Below are 19,621 nucleotides of genomic sequence, written 5' to 3'. Positions count from 1 at the left end.
CACGAAGGCGAGCAAAGAGCGCCGGCGGACGAGGGGAGCGGCGTGGGCGAGCGGCTCGTAAGCGGCGAGTGCCTGGTCTGGCGCTGCCCCGCCGGGCCGCTTCCCGCGCCGCTGCACGCCCTGCTCGACGACGCCGAACAGGCGCGGGCGCGAAACCTGGGCCACGACGCCGCTCGCACCCGGTTCGTGACCGGCCGCGTGATGGCCCGGCTGTTGGCCGCCCGGTACGCCGACACCACGCCCCGCCAGGTCGTCTTCACCTCCACGTGCCGACACTGCACCGGCCCGCACGGCCGGCTGGAGGTGCACACCGGCGCAGGCGTGCTGCACCTGTCGGTGTCGCACTCGGCCGAGCGGATCCTGGTGGCGATCGCCCGGGACACCGTCTGCGGGGTGGACATCGAACGGGTGGCCCTGCGGGGCGACCGGATTCCCGTCTCGGCGCTCTCGCCCGTCGAGCGTCGGGTGCTTGCCGATCTGCCGCAGCCGCGGCGACTCGCCGCGTTCATCCGGTACTGGGCCCGCAAGGAGGCGATCCTCAAGGCCACCGGGGACGGTCTGGTGCTGTCGCCGGCCGACCTCACGGTCAGCGCCCCGGATGCCTCCGCACGCCTGCTGAGCTGGGAAAATCGGCCGCCGCCGCACGTCAGCGTGCACCTGAGCGACCTAGCCGTCGGCGACGACTACCGGGCCGCACTGGCCACCCTCGGTCGCCCACTGTCGATTGTCGAGCGAGACGTTGACCCTCTTGCAGAGGCGAGTCACCTATGATGAGCAACACCGCACGGATCTGCCCCATACGCGAGAAGAGGCTTCATGTCGGAACGATCGTTCTCTCCGGTCATCCCCTTCCTCCGCTACCAGGACCCGACGGCTGCCGTCGACTGGCTCGTCAACACCTTCGGTCTGGAGCGTTTCGACGTCACCGAGGTTGACGGCAAGGTGGTGCACGCCGAGCTGAGCTGGGGCAACTCCACGATCCAGCTCGGCGGCGGCGGACCGCACGACACGCTGGGCATGGTCAGCCCGCGTGAACTGCCCGCCACCAGCGGCGGCATCTACATCTGCGTCGGTGACGCGGCGGACGTCGACAAGCACTACGAGCGGACCGTGCAGGCCGGCGCCAAGCTCGTCTACGAGCTGCACGACACCTCGTACGGCTCGCGCGACTACGGGGCGTACGACCTGGAGGGTCACGTCTGGAGCTTCGGCAGCTACCTGCCTCGTGAAGCCTCCGCATAGGGTTTTCCACAAACACGTGTAAACACTTGCCCAGGCGTCGGGTTCGGGCCAACACTGGCAGACATGGATGCCTCCGGTCTGCCGCCCAGGTTCGACGCGCTCGACCCCGCCGTCCTGGAAGATCCCTATCCCACCTACGCCCGGCTGCGTGCGGCCGGACCGCTGTGCCGGTTCGGCCCCGGCAGTTGGGGCGTCACCCGCCACGCCGATGTCGTGGCGTTGCAGCGCGACCCCCGGCTCGGCAGCGAGTTCCCCGAGGCGTACCACCACCTGTCGGTGGGCGCGGGACCGGCCAGCCACTTCTTCCAGCGCATCATGCTCTACCGCGACCCGCCGGACCACGTCCGGCTGCGGCGGCTGATGAGCGGCGCGTTCACCCCGGCCGTGGTGCGACGGATGCGCGGCTACATCGAGCAGACCGTGGACGACCTGCTGGCCCCGGCGCTGGAGAGCGGCAGCTGCGACGTGGTACGCGAGTTGGCGTACCCGTTGCCGGTGCTCGTGGTGTCCACCCTGATGGGCATCCCGCCCGAGGCCCACGACGACGTCCGGCTGCACGCCATGCGACTCGGACGCGCGTTCAGCGCCATCGTCCCCGCCGACGCCCGAGACGCGGCACACGAGTCCGTCCAGTGGCTGCGCGCGTACATCGGCGGTCTGCTCGACGAGCGTCGCAAGGCCCCCGGGGACGACCTGCTCTCCACCCTGTTGCAGGCCGAGGACGACGGGGACCGACTCAGCCACGACGAGATCGTGGACAACACCGTCTTCTCGTTCTTCGCCGGCTTCGAGACGACCGTGCACCTCATCACCAACGGGTTCGCCGCGCTGCTGCGAGCACCGGACCAGTTCGCCCTCCTGCGCTCCGACCCCGGCCTGGTGCCCGGCGCGGTGGAGGAGTTCCTCCGCTTCGAGGCCCCCATCCAGGGCACCGCCCGGCTGGTACGGGAGCCGGTGACGATCGGCTCGCGCACCGTACGGGCCGGGCGGGTGCTGGTGCTGATGCTCGGCTCGGCCAACCACGACGAGGCGGTCTTCCACGACCCCGGCACGCTCGACGTCACCCGCAACCCGAACCCGCACGTCACCTTCGGCGGCGGCGGTCACCTGTGCCTGGGCGCCTTCCTGGCCCGTACGGAGGCACAGGTCGTCTTCGACTGGGTGCTGCGCCGCACCAGCTCGGTGGAGCAGGCGGGCGACCTGGTCCGGGAGAGCGACACCCCGTTCCGCGCCTTCGCCCACGTGCCACTGGCCATCAAGCCCGCCTGACCCACGCCACGTCCCGCCGGCCGACCCGGCCGGCGGGACCCGGATCAGGCCGGCGGGACCGGGGGGCGAACCGGGCGGGACCGGCGGGGAGTGGGTCAGGCCGGGGTCGCGGTCAGGATGGTCAGGGTGGCCGTGGGTCGGACGGTGTCCAGCCGCAGCCCGGCCCGGTCGAGCAGGGCGGCGGTCTCCTCGGCCGTGCGGTGGGTGCCGCCGGTGAGCACAAGCGTGTGCACGTCGTACAGCTTCGCCACGTCGAAGGTGTCCCCGGGCGGCAGGACGGCCTCCAACAGCAGCAGGCGGCTGTCCGGCCGCATCGCCTCGCGGACCCGGCGCAGCACCGCCACCACCTGGTCGTCACCGAACCCGGGCAGCACCGTCTTGAGCAGGTACGCGTCCGCGCCGGCGGGCAGCGCGTCGAAGAAGCTGCCGGGCACGATCTCGCACCGGTCGCGTACCCCGGCCTCGGTGAGCACCCGGTCCGCCGCCGCGACGACGTGCGGCAGGTCCAGCAGCGTGCCGCGCATCGCGGGATACCGCCCGAGCAGGCCGGCGAGGAATCCGCCATCCCCGCCACCAACGTCGACCACGTGCGACAGCTCCCCCCACGGATGGCAGGGCAGCACGGTACGCAGGTGCAGTCGGGTGATCGCGTGCATCCAGCGGTCCACCCGCCGACTCTCGTCCGGGTTGGCGGCCAGGTGGCTCCAGTAGTCCGTACCGTGCGCGTGGTCGAAGGCGGCCTCGCCGGTACGCAGGCTGTGCGGCAGCATCGCCCACGCCTGCACGTCGGAGGCGAGCAGGGTGTAGACGGCCCGCATCGACATCGGATGGTCGCTGCGCAGCGGCTGGGCCAGCGGCGTCAGCGCGAACACCTCCGGCTCCGGCTCCGTGAAGATGCCCTTGGCCGCCAGCGCCCGCAGCGCCCGGCACAGCGACCGCTCGTGCGCACCGACCTCGGCGGCGAGTTCGGCCACCGGTCGAGGCCCGTCGACGAGCAGGTCGGCGACGCCCAGGTCGCTCACCGCCCGCACCGTCATCGGCACGATCAGATCGGTCAGCTCCGCCAGCCGCATCACCGACGCCAGGTCCATCTGCGGCCGTTGCCGGACGCCCGTTCGCTCAGCCACCGCGCCTACCCTCCACGAATTGGATCAGGTCCAGCCCGACCAGCCCCTCCCGCACTCGGGGGGTCATCAGTCCGATCTGGTCCAGTGCCCGGCCCACCCGGGAGAAGATGGCCTGCCGGTAGGCGACCATCAGCTCGTTGCGGGCGGCGAAGTCGAGTCCGTCGGCCATCGGGACCTCCATGCGTTCCCAGATGTCGCCCAGCAGGAACCGGCGGCGGATCAGGGCCGCGGACTCCAGCACCAGTTCCTCCCGCTCGGTGCGCTCGCGGGTGGTCATCTGGTCGTACAGGCCGCGCAGGGAGAGCACACCGAACGACACGTGCCGGGCCTCGTCCCGCGCCACGAGGCCGGTGATCTGCTTGATCAGCGGGTCGTGGAAGGTGCTGTGCGCCAGCCGGAACGCGGCCATCGCCAGCGCCTCGACCATGATCTGCATGCCCAGCGAGATGACGTCCCAGCGGTTGTCTTCGAGGATGTCGGTCAGCAGCAGTTCCAGCGGTTCGGAGATCGGGTACGGCTGCTGGATCTTCTCGCCCAGGTAGCGGGAGAAGACCTCCACGTGCCGCGCCTCGTCCACCGCCTGGGTCGTGGCGTACAGCTTGCTGTCCAGCCCCGAGACGATCTCCACCAGGCGGGCCGCGACCACCATGGCCGCCTGTTCGCCGTGCAGGAACTGGCTGACCATCCAGGCCTGGAGTTCCCAGCGGAACTCGTCCCAGGCCGGCCGGCCCCGCGCGGCCAGCGGGGAGGCGGCGAACCCGGCCATGGCGAAAGCGGAGTCGTCGGGCAACGGCGCCCCGAACGGTACGTCGAGGTGCCAGTCGATCTCGTCGACGCTCCACTGCGCCTGCTTGGCGCGCTGGTAGAGCGATTCCGTACGGCTGTCGGAAGACTCGTAGTCCCAGTTGAGTCGAGCGTCCTGCGTCGAACGCACCACCAACTCGCTCATAGCAGCAAAGACTAGTTCGCCAGACACGCAAAGCCAACGACAAAGCTATCCTGCTGTCTGTGGAAGCACGCGACACACCAGCCTCGGTCTCCCAGCGACTACTGTGGATGATCAAGCACTACCGGTCGGACTTCGGCGCGTTGAACTGCCCGGTCGTCTGCCGCATCGTGGGAGACCTGGACGAGCGGGCGTTGCAGGCGGCGGTCGACCATCTGGTGGTCCGACACGAGGCGCTGCGGACCACCTTCCACGGTCGGGGAGCGCGTCTCGTGCAGCGCGTACACCCTCCGCGATCACTGCCGCTGACCTGGGCCGACGCGCCCACGGGCGAGTCGCCGGAGGCGGCCCTGGCCCGGGAGCTGCAGACGCCGATCGACCCGGAGCAGTGGCCGGCGCGGGCCGGCGTCTGGCGGGTGGGCCCCACCGAGCACCTGTTCTGCCTCAACCTGCACCACCTGGTGACCGACGCGTGGTCCACCGGCATCCTGCTGCGCGACCTGGTCGCCTGCTACGCCGCCGCCTGCGGTGGCCCCGGCGTCGAAGCACCCACCGGCTGGCAGTCGTCCCGCTTCGCGCAGGCACAGCAGGAACTGCTGGCCTCGGACCGACTCGCCCGCTACCAGCGGTACTGGCGACGCCAGCTGGAGGGCAGCCAGATCCCCCGACTCGACGCGCTCTACCCGGCCGCGGACACCGCCGCCGCCACCGACGCGGCGGCGACCGGGGCACCGACCCAAGCGGCCCAGGCGGCGCACGCGAGCGAGGCGGTCCGGTCCGTCGCGGCGGAGCTTCCGGCGGCGACCGTGGCCGGGTTGCGTGAGCTGGCGAGACGGGAGAAGACCACCCTGTTCACGGTGCTGCTGGCCGCCTTCCACGCCCAGCTGTACCGCCTGACCGGGCAACCGGACCTGGCGGTCGCCTCGATGTTCGCCAACCGGTCCCGTCCCGAGGTGCGCGACACCGTCGGCCTGCTCGCCGGCATGGTGCTGCTGCGCGCCCAGGTCGCCCGTCAACCCAGCTTCGCCGACCTGGTACGCCACGTGCACGGCGCGGTGATCAGCGCGTTCGCGTACCAGGACCTGCCCTTTCACCTGCTGCCGACGGGCCTGGTCGACACCGGCGGCGGCCGGGCCGACGACGTGATGTTCAACGTGATGTCGCCGATGCGGCATGACCTGACCGGTGGCGGTGCCCGCTTCGAACTTGTGGTTCCCACCGAGATCGGCAGCCGCTTCCCGTTCGAGCTGGCCCTGGCCCCGGTGGGTGAGCACCGGGTGCAGGCGGTGTTGTTCCGGGCCGGCGGTTGGGCCGACCCCGCGCTCGGGCAGGACTTCCTGGCCGGCTACCTCGACGTCGCGGCGACGGCGGCGCACCGTCCGGAGGCGGCGCTGCCGACGCCGGGACAGTGACGGGTCAGGGCAACGGTATTGACAGCGTCACAGGCATCCTGAGAACCTTCCAGCACATACTCGTAAATGCACGTGGATAGCAGGAAAGACGAGTGCGCACGGGGATGGCAGGTCAATCCGGGGCCGGTCGACCGGCCCGAGGCGGAAGGGACCGTTGATGACACTGCGACTGCACTGGTTCCTGCCATTGCACGGCGACGGCCGCGAGGTGGCCAAGAGCGCGGACGGGGTGGCCGAGGCCAGGAACATCCGACGTGAGCCGGAGTTGAACTACCTCGGTCAGGTCGCCCAGGCCGTCGACGGCCTCGGCTTCGCCGGTGCCCTGGTACCTACCGGTCTGTTCTGTGAGGACCCCTGGCTGGTGTCCGCAGCGTTGTCCCAGCAGACCCGCAACATGCACTTCATGATCGCCTGCCGGCCCAGTTCGCTGCCGCCGATGGTGTGCGCCCAGTCGGCCGCCACGTTCCAGCGGCTCTCGGGAAGCCGGCTGATGCTCAACATCGTCACCGGTGGGGACGCCGACGAGCAGCGGCGCTACGGCGACTGGCTCGACCACGACGAGCGGTACGCCCGCACCGAGGAGTTCCTCGACGTCTTCCACCAGGCCTGGCGCGGCGAGCCCTTCGACTTTGACGGCAAGCACTACCAGATCAAGGCCGGGTTGCTGAGCCGGCCGCACGACGTGCGGCCGACGATCCTGCTGGGTGGCTCGTCCGCCGCGGCGCAGCGGGTGGCCGCCGCGCACGCCGACGTCTACCTGGCCTGGGGCGAGCGTCCGGACGGGCTGACCAGCCTCACCAGCCGGGTCAGTGAACTCGCCGCCGAGCGGGGCCGCAGCGTCGAGTTCGGCACCCGGTTCCACGTCATCAGCCGGGACACCGCGCAGGAGGCCTGGGCGGTGACCCGCCGGCTGCTCGACGGCATGGACGCCAGCCGGATCGCCGACGCCCAGCGACGGTTCCGCCGCACCGAGTCGGAGGGGCAACGCCGGATGGCCGCCCTGCACGGTGGGCGTACCGACGACCTGGAGGTGTATCCGAACGTGTGGGCAGGTTACGGCCTGGTCCGCCCGGGTGCCGGTGCCGCACTGGTCGGCAGCCACGAGCAGGTGGCCGAGCGGATCGCGGAGTACCACGCGCTGGGCATGAACCATCTCATCCTCTCCGGGCAGCCCCACCTGGAGGAGGCGTACAACTTCGCCGAGGGTGTGCTGCCGCTGCTGCGGCGCCAGGGGCTGCTCGGGCAGGAGGCGTCGTGACGGACCGCAGTTCCCTTGTGGAGACGACGCTGTTGCTGGGCAGTCCCCGCGCGGGCTCCCGGACCAGCGGTATCGCCCTGCGGCTGATGGAGGAGTTGGCGCTCGCCCTCGGCACCGAGGGTGTGGAGACCGCCGGACCGGACATCGTCGACCTCGCCGACATCGGTGCCGCACTGCCGCAGCGGGCCAGCCGCAGCGTGCCGTTGGGGCCGGAGATCGAACGGGCGCTGGGCCTGGTCCGCCGTCCCGGCCTGCTGGTGGTCGTCAGCCCCACCTTCAAGGGCACCTACACCGGCCTGCTGAAGCTGTTCCTGGACATGCTTCCGATGGACGGGCTGGCCGACTGCGTCGCCGTCGGCGCGATGACCGCCGGCTGGGCCAAGCACCGCGGCGCCGGGGACCAGTATCTGCGCCCGCTGCTCACCGAACTCGGCGCGACCGCCCCGGTGCCGTGCCTGTCGATCCTCGAAGACGAGTTCGAGGATGTGCCAGAGGTCGTCGCGACGTGGTCGCGCCGCTGGGCGCCCACGCTCGGGGCGGTGGTACGCCATCAGCGCCACTGCTTCTCCGCCCCCCGTGTCCCCCCGCTGACCGGCGCTCGGGCCTCCTGAGCGACCCATCCCACCGTCACGCCAGCAGCACAGAGGAGATCGACCATGACCGAGCAGACCGCTCCCGCCCGCCGTACCGAGGAGGAGATCCGCGCTACCGTGGCGGCGGTCATCTCCGACATGGCGCCGAAGGACGGCGTCGAAGTGACGGCGGAGTCCCACCTCATCAAGGACCTGGGTTACCACTCGCTGGCCCTGATGGAGGTGGCGTTCGCCATCGAGGACGAGTTCGACCTCGACCCCATCGACGAGGACACCGCCCGCAAGATCACCACGGTCGGCGCTGTGCAGGACCTGGTGGTCAAGCGCCTCGCGGAGCGTGACGGCGCCTGAGTACGGATCCGGGTCCGGGGGAGACCCGGACCCGTTTTCGTGCGCCCGCACCGACCCGCGCGGGCCGGTCAGCTCGTGAGCCCGTCAGCCGGTCAGCCGGTCAGCCGGTAGAGCCGGTGGAAGCGGTCGTTGACGGCCAGGATCGTCATGCCCGAGAAGCCGGCCTGCACCGCCAGTTCGCGCACCTTTCCGGGACGCAACACCGTGCCGGTGCCCGTCGAGTCCGTCCCGGTGAGGCTCGCCGGCAGGCAGTGCAGCACGCTCGTGCCGTACTGGAACCGCTCGACGTCGTCGCCCGGTGCGGTGAAGGCCGGCGCGACCTTCGCGTCCATCAGCAGCACTGCGCCGTCGGCGGCGCGCAACTGCCGGCACGCCTGGAGCACGGCGACCGGTTGGGAAACCTCGTGCAGCGCGTCGAAGAGGCACACCAGGTCGTACTCGCCCGCCAGCTGCGGGTCGGCGGCGTCGCGACAGGCGAAGCGGACCCGGTCGGCAACGCCCGCCTCGGCGGCGTTCCGCTCGGCCTGGCGCAGGGCCGCCCCGTCGAGGTCCAGGCCGGTCACTTCGGCCTGCGGGTACGCCCGCGCCAACGCGATGCTCGACCAGCCGGTCCCGCAGGCGACGTCGGCGATGCGTCGCCCGGGAGCGTCGAGGCGGGCGTGCACGTCGGGCAGCTGCTGGGCGATCCAGCCGGCGAGCTGATGGGCGAAGAGGGCCCGGTTGGCGCCCGAGTGCCCGTCCCGCCAGTCCACGCCGAACACCTCGTCGGGCACGCCCGCACCGCTGCGGTAGGCCGCCACCAGCTCCGGCAGGGCGGCGGCGATGCCACCGAGCGGGAGTACGGCGAGGGAGGCCAGCGACATCGGGTCGTCCGACACCGTCAGGACGGCGGCGTGCCCGGCGGGGAGCCGGTACGCGCGGCGTTCGGCCGGCAGGCGTACGTCATCGGTCTCGACGATGCCGCAGACGGCCTGGTGCTCAAGCCATTCCCGGGCGTACCGGGGCGCGACGCCGGCGGCCTGGGCCAGCTCGTCGGGGCGCATCGGTCCCGGCGCAGCCGCCAGCGCCTCGTACAACCCGAGCTTGACCCCCAGGTACGCCGACAGCAGCTCCTGCGTGGCGAGAAGAGACTTCCACATCCTCATCGCGAACACGTGTGTCTGCGCGTCAGACGCCGTCATGAGACACCTCCCCGGGGCAGCCCAACTGTGCTTGCAGAGTGTTCACAGACAACACTCACTTGCCTGTTGCACGATACATGTAGACAGTAGAATGGTCATCGGTCGTTTCCGAGCCGCCTGTGGTGTTGCAGCAGGCGCGGCCCGGCACTCGGACCGGCACGCCAGACCGGAGGGCGAGGATCGGCATGACGACTCTGCAACTGGTCCGTGATCTCCTTCCGGAGATCGCCAAGAACGCTGACGAGGTCGAGCGGGGCCGGGGCCTCCCGGACCATCTGCTCGACGGGCTGCGGACCGCAGGCTGCCTGCGCATGCTCGCCCCCGTGGCGTACGGCGGCACCGGCCTGAACGTGCCCGAGACGCTGCGCGTCGTCGAGACGCTGGGTACGGCGGACGCCTCGGTGGCCTGGCTGGTCGGCCAGGTCGCGCTCTCCCAGCTCATCATCGGCTGCGCGCCGAAGGAGACCGTCGCGGAGATATTCGCCGACGGTCCGGACGTCTACGCCGCCGGCGCGGTGGCGCCCAAGGGCCGGGCGACCGAGGTGGACGGGGGATGGCGGATCTCCGGCCAGTGGCCGTTCGTCACCGGCTGCGAACGCGCCGCCTGGGTCTACCTCAACTGCGTCCTGGTACGCGGGCGCACGGTCGCCATGGCCGAGGGCCGGCCCGCCACCCGGATCATGCTGCTGCCCGCTGCCGACGTCGCCGTGGTCGACACCTGGCACACCCTGGGCCTGCGCGGCACGGGCAGCCACGACCTGGCTGTCTCCGGCCGCTACTGCCCCGCCGAGCGGGCCGTGGAACTGGTGCCCGGATCGGCGGAGGCGGCCCGGGCTGCGATGAGCATCGCGCAGTCCAGCCTCATCATCGCGGCGGCGGCGCTGGGCATCGCCGAGGCGGCCCTACGGGACGTCGTCGACCTGGCGGCGGGTGGCAAGCGACCGGCGCTGAGCGCGACCCGGCTGGCCTCCTCCACCGCCTTCCAGGAGCGGCTGGGCGAGGCTCGGATGGTGGTGCAGGCAGGTCGGGCGCTGCTCTACGACCAGGCCGGCGACGAGTGGGGCGGGTTCTCGGGTCCGGATGCGGCGCTGCGGCGAGCGCAGGTCCGCGCCGCGTCCGCGCAGGCGACCGCGTTGGCGGTCCGGGCGACCGACGCAGCTTTCGAACTGGCCGGCGGGACGGCGGTGTACGACTCGTCTCCCCTGTCCCGACGGCTGCGCGACGCCAACACCGCGCGACAGCACTTCGTGGCCAGCCGCAACTCGTACACGGCCTTCGGTGCGCACCTGGTCGGCGAGGGCGGTGACGGCGGCCCACTGTGACCGGCGGGTCCCGATGTCACTTCGCGCTGGGGATGACACCCTTGCGTCGCAGCCGGGTGATCCACCCCTGAGCGGTGTGGGTGGGCACACCGTAGTGTTTGGCGACACCCGTGACCGTGCGGTTCTTGAGGTAGATGTCCTTCAGCTCGCTCGGGTCCGGCATACGCCGGTAGGCACGGTCCGACTTCGCCACCCGGCTCGGCGTCACGGCGCGGTAGGCCCGGGCCGGGTCCGAGCTTTCGGCGGTTGCCGCGGGGGCCGCCGGACGCTTCGCGGCGAATGCCTGCATGAGCAGGTCCAGGTCGACCTGGAGCAGGTCGGCGGCACCGAGTTTGACGTCTTCCGCGACGCGGACGGTCAACTCCTTGATGTAGACCTGGCCGTCCTCGGCGAACACACGCATGGTGGTGCGGGAGGACTCTTCTCCCGCGTCTTTCTCACCGAGCACCGGTGTGATCGTGACGATGTATTGAGCCATTGTCTCTGCCCTTCTTCCTACCGACAGCCGGTGCCCGCGAGACGCTAGGACACAATCTCATACGTTGCGTAGATTTGGTTGGCCCTTCCGGACGCATCGAGCAGACCCTCGATACCCCTGAGTGACGTCAGCATAACGGAAAGCCACTCTGCGGTATACCATCGACGCCCATGGTTGCCGAAAGACCACTTCGCGTATTAAACAAACGCGAGAAGAGCACCTCGAAGCCTCCTGGTGTTAGCAAGATCACCTGTGGGCGGTGGGTGCTCAGACCGGTATCCACACGTTCTTCGGCCGGAGAAACTCGCGCAGCCCGGCAAGGCCGCCGATACGCGCGGAACCACTCTGCTTCACCCCGCCGAACGGTGCCGACGGCATCAGACCCGGTGCGCCGTTGACCCACACGCTGCCGGCGGCGACCGCGCGGCTGATCCGGTGAGCCCGGCGCAGGTCGTTGGTGTGCAGGTACGCCCCGAGGCCGTATCGGGTGGCGTTGGCCAGCTCCACCGCCTCGTCCTCGGTGTCGAAGCTCGACACCGCCAACACCGGGCCGAAGATCTCCTCCTGCACGAGTTCGGTGTCGCGGTCGGCGTCGACGAAGACGGTGGGTTCGACGAAGAAGCCGTCGGCGAGGTCGCCACCGCACCGACCACCGCCCACCAGCAGCTGCGCGCCGGCCGTACGGGCCCGGTCGATCACCCCGATGATCCGGTCGCACGCCTGCCCGGAGACCACCGGACCCATCACGGTGGTCTCGTCGGCCGGGTCGCCCACCCGCACCCGGCGCAGTCGTGCGGTCAACGTCTGGAGCACCTGGTCCCGGACCGCGGAGTGGACCAGCAGGCGGGTGCCGTTCGCGCAGCCCTGCCCCGACAGGGCCACCACTCCGCTCATCGCGTACCGGGCCGCCGACCGCAGGTCGGCGTCGTCGAAGATGAGGTGCGGGGACTTGCCACCCAGTTCCAACGCCACAGGTGTCAGGTTCCGGGCCGCCTCGGCGAGCACCTGCCGACCGGTCGCCCCGCTGCCGGTGAAATGGACCTTGTCGACGCCGGGGTGCCCGGCCAGGGCCGCGCCGGCCGACGGCCCACCGGGCACGACCACCACCACACCCTGCGGCACCCCCGCCTGCACCGCCAGCTCGGCGAAGCGCGGGCCGACGAAGGGCGCCAGCTCCGACGGCTTGACCACGACGGCGTTGCCGGCCGCGAGCGCCGGACCGAGCAGTTGCGCCATCGACATCAGCGAGCCGTTCCACGGGATGATCCCGGCCACCACGCCGTACGGCTCGTCGAGGGTGTAGTCCAGGCTGCGCCCGGGCCAGGTGGGCAGCACCTCGCCGCCGATCTTGTCGCACCACCCGGCGTAGTACCGCAGGTGGTCGGCCGCCAGCGCGGGCAGCCGTCGCGCGAGCTGGATCGGCAGGCCGATCTCCAGGCTCTGCAACGCGGCGAGGGATTCGGCATGCACCAGCAACAGGTCGGCCAGCCGCAGCAACGCGTCGCGCCGGACCTCGGCCGAGCTGTCCCGCCACCGGGGCAGACTCTCCCGCGCCAGCGTCACGGCCCGGTCGATCTCGGCCGGTCCGGCGAGCACGACCTGCGTCGTCGGCTGCCCGGTCGCGGCGTAGACGTGGTCTGTCCGCCCGCCGGAGGAGTCCACCACCCGCTCCTCGCCGATCCACAGCGCAGGCTCGGGCAACAGGTGCGTGGGTGGCTGGCTCATTCCCATCGCGCGCTCCTCACGTCGGGGCGGGTAACCGGTCGTACGCGTCTTTTCAGAATCCCATCAAAGCCTCGTAGGAAACCAGAGGCATCTTTGATAGACACTCTCACACACCGTAGATAGCCTGTCTTGCAGCATCCGAAGCAGCAGCGGTGTCCGCGCTGGTCGTACCGCCTTCCCAGCCGGCAGAGACGCGTAAAAACGATCATGGAAGGTACGCGAATGACACCATCGAGGACGCGACCGTCCCCCAGCCCTGCGGAGACGCCTGCGGATCCACCCGCGCAGCCGGCACCGATCGCCGGCCGGGCGCGCACCATCGCCCTCGTCGCCGTTCTGGTCGGCCTGCTGCTCGACCTGCTCGACATCGTGATCGTCAACGTCGCGCTGCCGACCATCCAGGAGGAGATCGGCGCCTCCAGCTCCGACATGCAGTGGATGGTGGGCGGGTACACCCTCGCCTTCGCCACCATGCTGGTGACCGGTGGCCGGCTCGGCGACATCTACGGGCGCAAGAAGATCTTCATCATCGGCATGGTCGGCTTCGCCGCCGCCTCGCTCGTCGCCGGGATCGCGGCGAACCCGGAACAGCTGATCGTGGCCCGCTTCGTGCAGGGCGGCATGGGCGCGCTCATGGTCCCGCAGGTGCTGTCGATCCTCCAGGTCATGTATCCGCCACAGGAACGGGGCCGCGCCTTCTCCGCGCTGAGCGTCGTCTTCGCCGTCGGTACGGTGGCCGGTCCCATCGTGGGCGCCCTGCTCACCGCCGTGGACATCGCAGGCCTCACCTGGCGCACGATCTTCCTGGTGAACCTGCCCATCGCTGCGGTGTGTCTCTTCATCACCGTGAAGCTGGTGCCCGAGTCGAAGGGCGAGTCGGCCCAACGGCTGGACGTCAAGGGCGCCATCCTGGTGGGTCTCGGCATGCTGCTGCTGGTGTTCCCGCTCATCCAGGGACCGGAGCAGGGTTGGCCGGCGTGGACCCTCATCAGCCTGGTCGCCTCGTTGCTGGCCTTCGCCGCACTTGTCGCGGTACAGCGCCGTCAGACGGAGTCGCCACTGATCCCGATCTCGCTGTTCTCCCACCGCTCCTTCCGCGGTGGTCTCGCCGTCTCCCTGCTGTTCATGAGCGGCGTCATGCCGTTCTTCCTGGTCAACACCCTCTACCTGCAGTTCGGGCAGGGCTTCTCGGTGATCAAGGCTGGCCTGATCGGCGTCCTGTGGGGCTTCGCGGTTCCGCTGTTCACCGCCATCTCCGCCCGCCACATCACGCCGAAGCTCGGGCGGCTCGGCCTGCAACTCGGGTTGGTCATGCTGATCGCGGCGATGGTCATCCTGATCACCGTGATCCACCAGTTCGACACGATCACCCCCTGGGCGCTCGCGCCCGGGCTGATCCTCGGTGGCGCGGGCATGGGCATGACCTTCGCCCCGCTGCTCACCTACACGCTCAACGACGTGCCACTGGACAGCGCCGGTGCCGCCTCCGGGGTGTTCAACACCGTGCAGCAGATGGGCGCCGCCATCGGCATCGCGCTGAGCAGCATGGTCTTCTTCATCGCCCTGGCCGTGCAGTCGCCCGCCGTCGGCGACGACCTTCGGAACACGGTCAAGGAGGAACTGAGCGCCCGTGGCGTACCGGTGGCGGCTGTCGATGCCGCTGCCGACAGCGCCCGCGCCTGCTTCGACGAGCGGATCAAGGCCGCCAACCCGGAAGCCGATGTGGCTGCCTGCCGCGCTGTGGCGTCGCAGTCCGGCGCGGACGTCGCGGACCGGCACGACGAGTTGCAGTTCATCGCGAACCGCACCGCCTACCAGCAGACCACCGTACGGGCACTGGTCTACCAGATCGTCGTGTTCACGCTGGCCATCGCCGCCAGCTTCCTGCTCCCCCGCCGCGTCGAGCATCAGGGCTGAGCCGCGCTCGTCCGGTGCCCGAGTCGGGTCCGCCGCCAGCCGGCGGACCCGACGGGCGTCAGGCAACCCTGTGGCAACCCTCAACGAGGGTCGAACCAGAACGCCGTCGTCGGTCGTACGGCCTCACTCCGAGGGCGTACGACCGGCGGCGGCCTTCCCGTCCCCGGCTGTCTGCGCGGCTGTCCGCTCCTTCGCCAGTCGGGCACCCGTGGCACGACGGTCCACGGCGAGATCGCCGCGGCGCTCGACCGGTACGTGGGACGTACCCATCGCCAGGCCGGTGGGCGACGGCATGTAGTCGTAGACGGCCTCGTACTCGCCGGACCGGACCACGAACGTCTCGTGCCAGACCCCGACGTCGCCGTTGTTCTTCATCCGCTTGAAGTACCGCGCCCAGACCTCCGCGTGCGGCTGCTGCGGGTCGTTGGCGAACCGCTCCAGCTGCTCGACGCTACGGAAGTAGCCGATCAGGATCGGCCCCCGGCGAGTCCAGGCGTGGTGGGCGCAGAGTGCACCGTTCTCCGGGTCGCTGAACAGCGCCATCAGGATCTTGCGCATGTCGCGGAAGTTCGGGTACCACTTGTGGATCTTCCAGTACCGGTTGATCCGCATGCCGGTGATGAAGACTGCGAAGTCACCTTCGATCTCAGCGGTCATCCGAGGCCGCTGCTTCGGCTCATTGCCCATACCGGGTCACTCCCTCGTCCGGTGCCAGCGAACAGCACACGTATGTAGGATTCCAAGAGAGCAGTAGAGACTAGGAAATACAAGCATTGACTGTGGAACACGTCAGATAACACGTGTTGCCGAGGGGGTTGCCCATGCTCGCGCCCGCACCGCGTTTCGCCCCACCGGAGGACCGACTCACCTACCACCACAGCGAACGGTGGGTCCGCGGCCGCATCGGTGACACCGTCGTCGTGGACAGCCGCCGGCCGCTGCTGGTCTGGGAGCCCGGACTGCCCGTGCCGTTCTACGTCTTCCCGCTGGCCGACCTGGTCGGCGGCACTCTGCGGCCCGCCGAACAGCCACCGGAGCCCGGCAGCCGGGCCGGCAGCAGCTTCCACGACCTGACCGTCGACGGAGTCACCCTGCCCAACGCCGCCTGGACCTACCCCGGCGACGTCTTCGCGCAGACCGTGTGTCTCGCCTGGCGGGAGTGGTTCGGCCAGGGCGTCGAGCGATGGTACGAGGAAGACGAGGAAGTATTCGTACACCCACGTGACCCGTTCTCCCGCGTCGACTCGCTGCCCAGCACACGGCACGTGGTGGTGACCCACGAGGGAGTCGTGCTCGCCGACACCCGACGCCCGGTGCTGCTCTTCGAGACCGGGCTGCCCACCCGCTACTACATCCCCGCCGACGACCTGGTCCAGGAGTTGCTGCTGCCGTCCGAGCACCACACCCGCTGCCCGTACAAGGGGGTCGCCTCGTACTGGTCGCTGAGGCAGGTGCCCGGAGCCGCCGGGCGGAACATCGCCTGGTACTACCCCGACCCGCTGCCCAGCGTCGCCAACATCGCCGGGTTTACCGCGTTCTATCCGGAGCGAGTGACGATCCTGGTAGACGGCGAGTCGGTCAACCCGCCCACACCACACCGGTAGACCGCGCCGCCTCCGCCGACCGCCTCGGCAGAAATTCAGTCGATCGTGTCGAGGACCGATGCCGGCCGTTCGTCACAGGGAGGACGCCGTCTTCCATCATGAGGAGCACCCATGCAGTACGCGATGCTGATCTTCGGTGACGACCGCGAGTGGACCACCCTGTCGCCGGCCGACGAGCAGGAGGTGATGACGCAGATCTCCGAGTGGTTCGAGCGGTGGCAGCCGACCGGCAAGGTCGTCAGCGGCGGGGCCGAGCTGGAGCCCCGCGACACGGCGAGGACCGTTCGCGCCGGCGCGGACGGCCAGCCGGTCGTCACCGACGGCCCGTACCTGGAACTCAAGGAGGTCATCGGCGGCATCGTCCGGCTGGAGTGCGACGACATCGACGAGGCCACCCGGATCGCGGCCACCTGGCCGCTGTCGCCCGGCATGAGCGCGGTGGAGGTCCGCCCGGTGACCGGCAGCTGACCGCGGCGACGCCGAAGGGCCGGCTCACCGGCGCCTCAACTCACCCACCCGACGCGACATCAGCTCCCGCTCGGCCGGATTCGTCGCCAGCTCCAGTGCCCGTTCGGCCGCTGTCAGCGCCTCGGCCGGGCGGTCCAGCGCGGCCAGCAGATCAGCCCGGGCCGCGTGCCACAGGTGGTAGCCGGCGAGCCGGTCCCCGACCGCCTCGACCTCGGCCAACGCCGGTGCGGGGCCCAGCGCGAACCGGGTGGCCACCGCCCGGTTCAGCAGGACCACCGGCGACGGGTCCACCGCGTACAGCCGGTCGTACAAGGCCCGCACGTCGGTCCAGTTGGTGTCCGCGTACGAGGGGGCGAGGGCATGGAGCGCGGCGATGCCGGCCTGCAACTGGTACGGCCCGGTTCGGCCCAGGCGCACCGCCGCGAGTAGCCGCAGCGCAGCCCGTTCGATCGCGGGCCTGTCCCACCGCCGCCGGTCCTGCTGGTCGAGCAGCACGATGCGGCCCCACGAGTCGAACCGCGCGGCGGCGCGGGCCTGGTGCAACTCTAGCAACGCCGCCAGACCGGCCGCCTCCGGCTCGCCGGGCAGCAACCCGGCCAGTTGGCGCGCCAGCTCGACGCCCTCGCGGGCCAACTCGCGCCGTTGTGCTGACCGGCTGCTGGACAGGTACCCCTCGTTGAAGACGAGGTAGATCACCGAGAGTACGGCCGGCAGCCGGTCGGGGTACTCGTGCGGCTGCGGTGCCTCGAACCGGACCCCCCGCTCCCGCAGCTGACGCTTGGCCCGGGTCAGCCGTTGCGCCATCGTCGGCACCGGCACGATGAACGCGGCAGCGATCTCCGCCGTGCTCAGGCCGCTGGCGGCGGACAACGTCAACGCGACCCGGGACGACTCGGTGAGCGCCGGATGGCAACAGCCGAAGATGGTGGCGAGCCGGTCGTCCACGCCCGGTTCCGGCGGTGGCTCGATGGCCAGTCGGGCCAGCTTCTCGCGGCCGACCGCGTCGCGGCGCAGCCGGTCCAGCGCCTTTCGCCAACCCGTGGTGACCAGCCAACCGGCGGGGCGCTCCGGCACCCCCTCGCCCGGCCAGCGGGCGAGGGCCTCAGTCAGCGCGTCGGACAACGCCTCCTCGGCCCGGTCGAAATCGCCGAGCCGACGGCTGAGCACCCCGAGCATGCCGGCCGCGTCCGTCCGCCAGATCCGCTCCACCAGTTCCGCCACGTCACCCACCCGACCAGGGTGCAACACCCGGAGTACGTCGACGTCGGCGTCGCCCGACTCACCATGTGATGCAACCCCGCGAGCCGCAGCTGGCGTGACTAACTCGAATCGGGGATCGGAGGCCTGGATGGGCGATCGCGACACGGCGTTCGCGGAGTACTTCGCGGCGAGGTCCAGCGCGATGCGCGGCACGGCGTACCTGCTCTGCGGCGACTGGCACCGGGCGGAGGACCTGGTCCAGACCGCCTTCACCAAGCTGTACCTGGCCTGGCACCGGGTCTCCCGGCACGAGGTGCTCGACGCCTACCTGCGCCAGATCATCGTCCGCACCTTCCTCGACGAGCGACGGCGCGGCTGGTGGCGGCGGGAGCAGTTGGACGATGCCGACCCTGAGCACCCGGCTCCCACCGACGCACCGGAGAACCGGCTGGTGATGCTCCAGGCCCTGGCCGCCGTACCGCCTCGCCAGCGGGCCGTGCTGGTCCTGCGCTACTGGGAGGACCTGCCGGTCGACGAGGTCGCCCACCTGCTGCGCTGCTCACCGGGGACGGTGAAGAGTCAGGCCGCCCGCGGCCTGGACACGCTGCGCGGCCTCCTGTCACCCACGTACAGCGGCACCGAGAGAGGGTAACGATGGACGGACAGCAGTTGCGCGAGGCATTGCGCGACGAGATGGCGAGCGTCTCCTCGCCACCGCCGCTGGACACGCAGACCATGCTGGGCAGCGCCCGCCGGGCCCGCAACCGGCGTCGTACCGTCCGGGCCTGCGTCGGCTCCGCGGCGGCGGTGGTGGCCGTGGGCTTCTTCGGAACCTTCGCCGTCCCGGGTGCCGGCGGATGGAGCCCCGCGATGATCGGGGCGCCCTCGTCCGAGGACGACACCGCCTCCCCGTGGCCGACCGGGCCGGACGGTCTCCCGCAGCAGGATCGCACCGCCCGGGCCGGCACCAGGTACGACCGGGGCGCCGAACTTCTCGACCAGCTCCGCGCCGTCGTGCCGGCCGGCTACACCGTGCCGGAGTCCCCGGAGGTCCCCTCTCACCAGGCGCAGTACGAACAGTCGATCGACGAGGTCGACGTGTGGAGCTACTCGTCCGAGGTCACCCTCGCCAAGGGTGAATGGACGGGCCGCGTGATGGTCGAGGTCCACACCGCAGGCAATCAACTGTCGACCGAACCGTGCAAGCTGGCCCGCCAGTTCTGGGGCATGCAGGGCGACTGCGAAGTGGTCACCGTCGCAGCCGCACAGGTGGGCGTGGTCGTCAACCCCGGCGACGACGACCGTTTCGACCAGTGGGCCGCCTACCGGCACCCGGACGGCGTGGTGGTCTTTGTCGCGCAGGCCACCAACCACGACAGCACCCTCCAGAGCCGCCCCGAGTTGCCGTTCTCCGTACCGCAACTGGCATCCCTGGCCACCAACAAACGATTCCACCTCCAGTAAGCCGATCCCCGATCCCTCCGATATACCCCTTGGGGGTATATGGTGAGCGGGGAGGTAGGGATGG

20 protein-coding genes are annotated in these 19,621 nt (G+C 70.5%); 13 read left to right on the top strand and 7 right to left on the bottom strand.

Annotated elements, in window-relative coordinates; all coding sequences use genetic code 11:
- The first annotated feature begins 42 nt into the window (after nucleotides 1–42).
- The 3 genes from EG812_RS13665 to EG812_RS13655 all read left to right on the top strand — a co-directional run bounded on the left by EG812_RS13665 (nucleotide 43) and on the right by EG812_RS13655 (nucleotide 2,511).
- Nucleotides 43–771 carry a 4'-phosphopantetheinyl transferase family protein gene (locus EG812_RS13665; protein ID WP_126711762.1) on the top strand — a complete coding sequence of 243 codons (729 nt, stop codon included), beginning with the start codon at nucleotides 43–45 and terminating at the stop codon, nucleotides 769–771.
- Nucleotides 772–816: 45 nt separating this feature from the next.
- The gene (locus EG812_RS13660; RefSeq protein ID WP_013731197.1) at nucleotides 817–1,242 is read left to right on the top strand and encodes a VOC family protein; all 426 of its coding nucleotides are present in this window, start codon (nucleotides 817–819) and stop codon (nucleotides 1,240–1,242) included.
- Between the two features lie 63 nt (nucleotides 1,243–1,305).
- The gene (locus tag EG812_RS13655) at nucleotides 1,306–2,511 is read left to right on the top strand and encodes a cytochrome P450 (RefSeq protein ID WP_013731196.1); all 1,206 of its coding nucleotides are present in this window, start codon (nucleotides 1,306–1,308) and stop codon (nucleotides 2,509–2,511) included.
- Nucleotides 2,512–2,606: 95 nt separating this feature from the next.
- Here the strand turns inward: EG812_RS13655 and EG812_RS13650 are convergent, their stop codons facing one another.
- Entirely contained in the window at nucleotides 2,607–3,602 is a 996-nt protein-coding gene (locus EG812_RS13650; RefSeq protein WP_043719503.1) for a methyltransferase, read from the bottom strand.
- A gap of 28 nt (nucleotides 3,603–3,630) precedes the next feature.
- Nucleotides 3,631–4,587 carry a ferritin-like domain-containing protein gene (locus tag EG812_RS13645; protein ID WP_013731194.1) on the bottom strand — a complete coding sequence of 319 codons (957 nt, stop codon included), beginning with the start codon at nucleotides 4,585–4,587 and terminating at the stop codon, nucleotides 3,631–3,633.
- A 59-nt stretch (nucleotides 4,588–4,646) separates the two neighbouring features.
- Between EG812_RS13645 and EG812_RS13640 the strand changes: the two genes are divergently transcribed.
- From EG812_RS13640 to EG812_RS13625, 4 genes are all read left to right on the top strand, one after another.
- Nucleotides 4,647–5,996, top strand: coding sequence for a condensation domain-containing protein (locus EG812_RS13640; RefSeq protein WP_232510650.1), 1,350 nt, complete (start codon nucleotides 4,647–4,649; stop codon nucleotides 5,994–5,996).
- A 157-nt stretch (nucleotides 5,997–6,153) separates the two neighbouring features.
- On the top strand, nucleotides 6,154–7,254 hold the full coding sequence (locus EG812_RS13635) for an LLM class flavin-dependent oxidoreductase (protein ID WP_126711761.1): 1,101 nt from the start codon (nucleotides 6,154–6,156) through the stop codon (nucleotides 7,252–7,254).
- Nucleotides 7,251–7,865 (top strand): NADPH-dependent FMN reductase, encoded by a 615-nt coding sequence (locus tag EG812_RS13630; protein WP_013731191.1) that lies wholly within the window; start codon nucleotides 7,251–7,253, stop codon nucleotides 7,863–7,865. The genes EG812_RS13635 and EG812_RS13630 overlap by 4 nt, the downstream gene beginning before the upstream one ends.
- A 45-nt stretch (nucleotides 7,866–7,910) precedes the next feature.
- Nucleotides 7,911–8,198, top strand: a complete 288-nt coding sequence (locus tag EG812_RS13625; protein WP_013731190.1) for a phosphopantetheine-binding protein — start codon at nucleotides 7,911–7,913, stop codon at nucleotides 8,196–8,198.
- Between the two features lie 92 nt (nucleotides 8,199–8,290).
- Here the strand turns inward: EG812_RS13625 and EG812_RS13620 are convergent, their stop codons facing one another.
- Nucleotides 8,291–9,379, bottom strand: a complete 1,089-nt coding sequence (locus tag EG812_RS13620; protein ID WP_126711760.1) for a class I SAM-dependent methyltransferase — start codon at nucleotides 9,377–9,379, stop codon at nucleotides 8,291–8,293.
- A 185-nt stretch (nucleotides 9,380–9,564) separates the two neighbouring features.
- Here EG812_RS13620 and EG812_RS13615 point away from each other — a divergent pair, with 185 nt between their 5' ends.
- The gene (locus EG812_RS13615) at nucleotides 9,565–10,701 is read left to right on the top strand and encodes an acyl-CoA dehydrogenase family protein (protein ID WP_013731188.1); all 1,137 of its coding nucleotides are present in this window, start codon (nucleotides 9,565–9,567) and stop codon (nucleotides 10,699–10,701) included.
- A gap of 16 nt (nucleotides 10,702–10,717) precedes the next feature.
- Here EG812_RS13615 and EG812_RS13610 read toward each other — a convergent pair whose 3' ends face one another.
- The gene (locus tag EG812_RS13610; RefSeq protein ID WP_232510648.1) at nucleotides 10,718–11,149 is read right to left on the bottom strand and encodes a hypothetical protein; all 432 of its coding nucleotides are present in this window, start codon (nucleotides 11,147–11,149) and stop codon (nucleotides 10,718–10,720) included.
- A 297-nt stretch (nucleotides 11,150–11,446) separates the two neighbouring features.
- Entirely contained in the window at nucleotides 11,447–12,910 is a 1,464-nt protein-coding gene (locus EG812_RS13605; protein WP_126711759.1) for an aldehyde dehydrogenase family protein, read from the bottom strand.
- A gap of 216 nt (nucleotides 12,911–13,126) precedes the next feature.
- On the opposite strand from EG812_RS13605, the gene EG812_RS13600 reads away from it, so the two are divergent.
- Complete coding sequence (locus EG812_RS13600; protein ID WP_126711758.1) at nucleotides 13,127–14,821, top strand: MFS transporter; 1,695 nt, start codon at nucleotides 13,127–13,129, stop codon at nucleotides 14,819–14,821.
- A 123-nt stretch (nucleotides 14,822–14,944) separates the two neighbouring features.
- Here the strand turns inward: EG812_RS13600 and EG812_RS13595 are convergent, their stop codons facing one another.
- Nucleotides 14,945–15,478 (bottom strand): DUF4188 domain-containing protein, encoded by a 534-nt coding sequence (locus EG812_RS13595; protein WP_013731184.1) that lies wholly within the window; start codon nucleotides 15,476–15,478, stop codon nucleotides 14,945–14,947.
- A gap of 164 nt (nucleotides 15,479–15,642) precedes the next feature.
- Between EG812_RS13595 and EG812_RS13590 the strand changes: the two genes are divergently transcribed.
- The gene (locus EG812_RS13590) at nucleotides 15,643–16,425 is read left to right on the top strand and encodes a DUF427 domain-containing protein (protein ID WP_126711756.1); all 783 of its coding nucleotides are present in this window, start codon (nucleotides 15,643–15,645) and stop codon (nucleotides 16,423–16,425) included.
- Between the two features lie 111 nt (nucleotides 16,426–16,536).
- On the top strand, nucleotides 16,537–16,893 hold the full coding sequence (locus tag EG812_RS13585) for a YciI family protein (RefSeq protein WP_013731182.1): 357 nt from the start codon (nucleotides 16,537–16,539) through the stop codon (nucleotides 16,891–16,893).
- 24 nt (nucleotides 16,894–16,917) lie between these two features.
- On the opposite strand, the gene EG812_RS13580 is transcribed toward EG812_RS13585, so the two are convergent.
- On the bottom strand, nucleotides 16,918–18,123 hold the full coding sequence (locus EG812_RS13580; RefSeq protein WP_233579479.1) for an RNA polymerase sigma factor: 1,206 nt from the start codon (nucleotides 18,121–18,123) through the stop codon (nucleotides 16,918–16,920).
- A gap of 118 nt (nucleotides 18,124–18,241) precedes the next feature.
- Here EG812_RS13580 and EG812_RS13575 point away from each other — a divergent pair, with 118 nt between their 5' ends.
- On the top strand, nucleotides 18,242–18,745 hold the full coding sequence (locus EG812_RS13575; RefSeq protein ID WP_013731180.1) for a SigE family RNA polymerase sigma factor: 504 nt from the start codon (nucleotides 18,242–18,244) through the stop codon (nucleotides 18,743–18,745).
- A gap of 2 nt (nucleotides 18,746–18,747) precedes the next feature.
- Nucleotides 18,748–19,557, top strand: coding sequence for a hypothetical protein (locus EG812_RS13570; protein ID WP_013731179.1), 810 nt, complete (start codon nucleotides 18,748–18,750; stop codon nucleotides 19,555–19,557).
- Nucleotides 19,558–19,621: the final 64 nt, after the last annotated feature.

The sequence above is a fragment of the Verrucosispora sp. FIM060022 genome (assembly GCF_003977705.1).
Classification (GTDB): domain Bacteria; phylum Actinomycetota; class Actinomycetes; order Mycobacteriales; family Micromonosporaceae; genus Micromonospora; species Micromonospora gifhornensis.
The sequence above is the reverse complement of the archived record's forward strand: the minus strand, read 5'-3'. Positions and strand labels throughout refer to the sequence as shown.

What these genes read in the sequence shown, in the direction of transcription:
- EG812_RS13660 (WP_013731197.1), top strand. Translation starts at nt 817, where the DNA reads ATGTCGGAACGATCGTTCTCTCCGGTCATCCCCTTCCTCCGCTACCAG.
- EG812_RS13655 (WP_013731196.1), top strand. Translation starts at nt 1,306, where the DNA reads ATGGATGCCTCCGGTCTGCCGCCCAGGTTCGACGCGCTCGACCCCGCC.
- EG812_RS13650 (WP_043719503.1), bottom strand. Translation starts at nt 3,602, where the DNA reads ATGGACCTGGCGTCGGTGATGCGGCTGGCGGAGCTGACCGATCTGATC.
- EG812_RS13645 (WP_013731194.1), bottom strand. Translation starts at nt 4,587, where the DNA reads ATGAGCGAGTTGGTGGTGCGTTCGACGCAGGACGCTCGACTCAACTGG.
- EG812_RS13635 (WP_126711761.1), top strand. Translation starts at nt 6,154, where the DNA reads ATGACACTGCGACTGCACTGGTTCCTGCCATTGCACGGCGACGGCCGC.
- EG812_RS13625 (WP_013731190.1), top strand. Translation starts at nt 7,911, where the DNA reads ATGACCGAGCAGACCGCTCCCGCCCGCCGTACCGAGGAGGAGATCCGC.
- EG812_RS13620 (WP_126711760.1), bottom strand. Translation starts at nt 9,379, where the DNA reads ATGACGGCGTCTGACGCGCAGACACACGTGTTCGCGATGAGGATGTGG.
- EG812_RS13615 (WP_013731188.1), top strand. Translation starts at nt 9,565, where the DNA reads ATGACGACTCTGCAACTGGTCCGTGATCTCCTTCCGGAGATCGCCAAG.
- EG812_RS13605 (WP_126711759.1), bottom strand. Translation starts at nt 12,910, where the DNA reads ATGGGAATGAGCCAGCCACCCACGCACCTGTTGCCCGAGCCTGCGCTG.
- EG812_RS13600 (WP_126711758.1), top strand. Translation starts at nt 13,127, where the DNA reads ATGACACCATCGAGGACGCGACCGTCCCCCAGCCCTGCGGAGACGCCT.
- EG812_RS13595 (WP_013731184.1), bottom strand. Translation starts at nt 15,478, where the DNA reads ATGACCGCTGAGATCGAAGGTGACTTCGCAGTCTTCATCACCGGCATG.
- EG812_RS13590 (WP_126711756.1), top strand. Translation starts at nt 15,643, where the DNA reads ATGCTCGCGCCCGCACCGCGTTTCGCCCCACCGGAGGACCGACTCACC.
- EG812_RS13585 (WP_013731182.1), top strand. Translation starts at nt 16,537, where the DNA reads ATGCAGTACGCGATGCTGATCTTCGGTGACGACCGCGAGTGGACCACC.
- EG812_RS13575 (WP_013731180.1), top strand. Translation starts at nt 18,242, where the DNA reads ATGGGCGATCGCGACACGGCGTTCGCGGAGTACTTCGCGGCGAGGTCC.
- EG812_RS13570 (WP_013731179.1), top strand. Translation starts at nt 18,748, where the DNA reads ATGGACGGACAGCAGTTGCGCGAGGCATTGCGCGACGAGATGGCGAGC.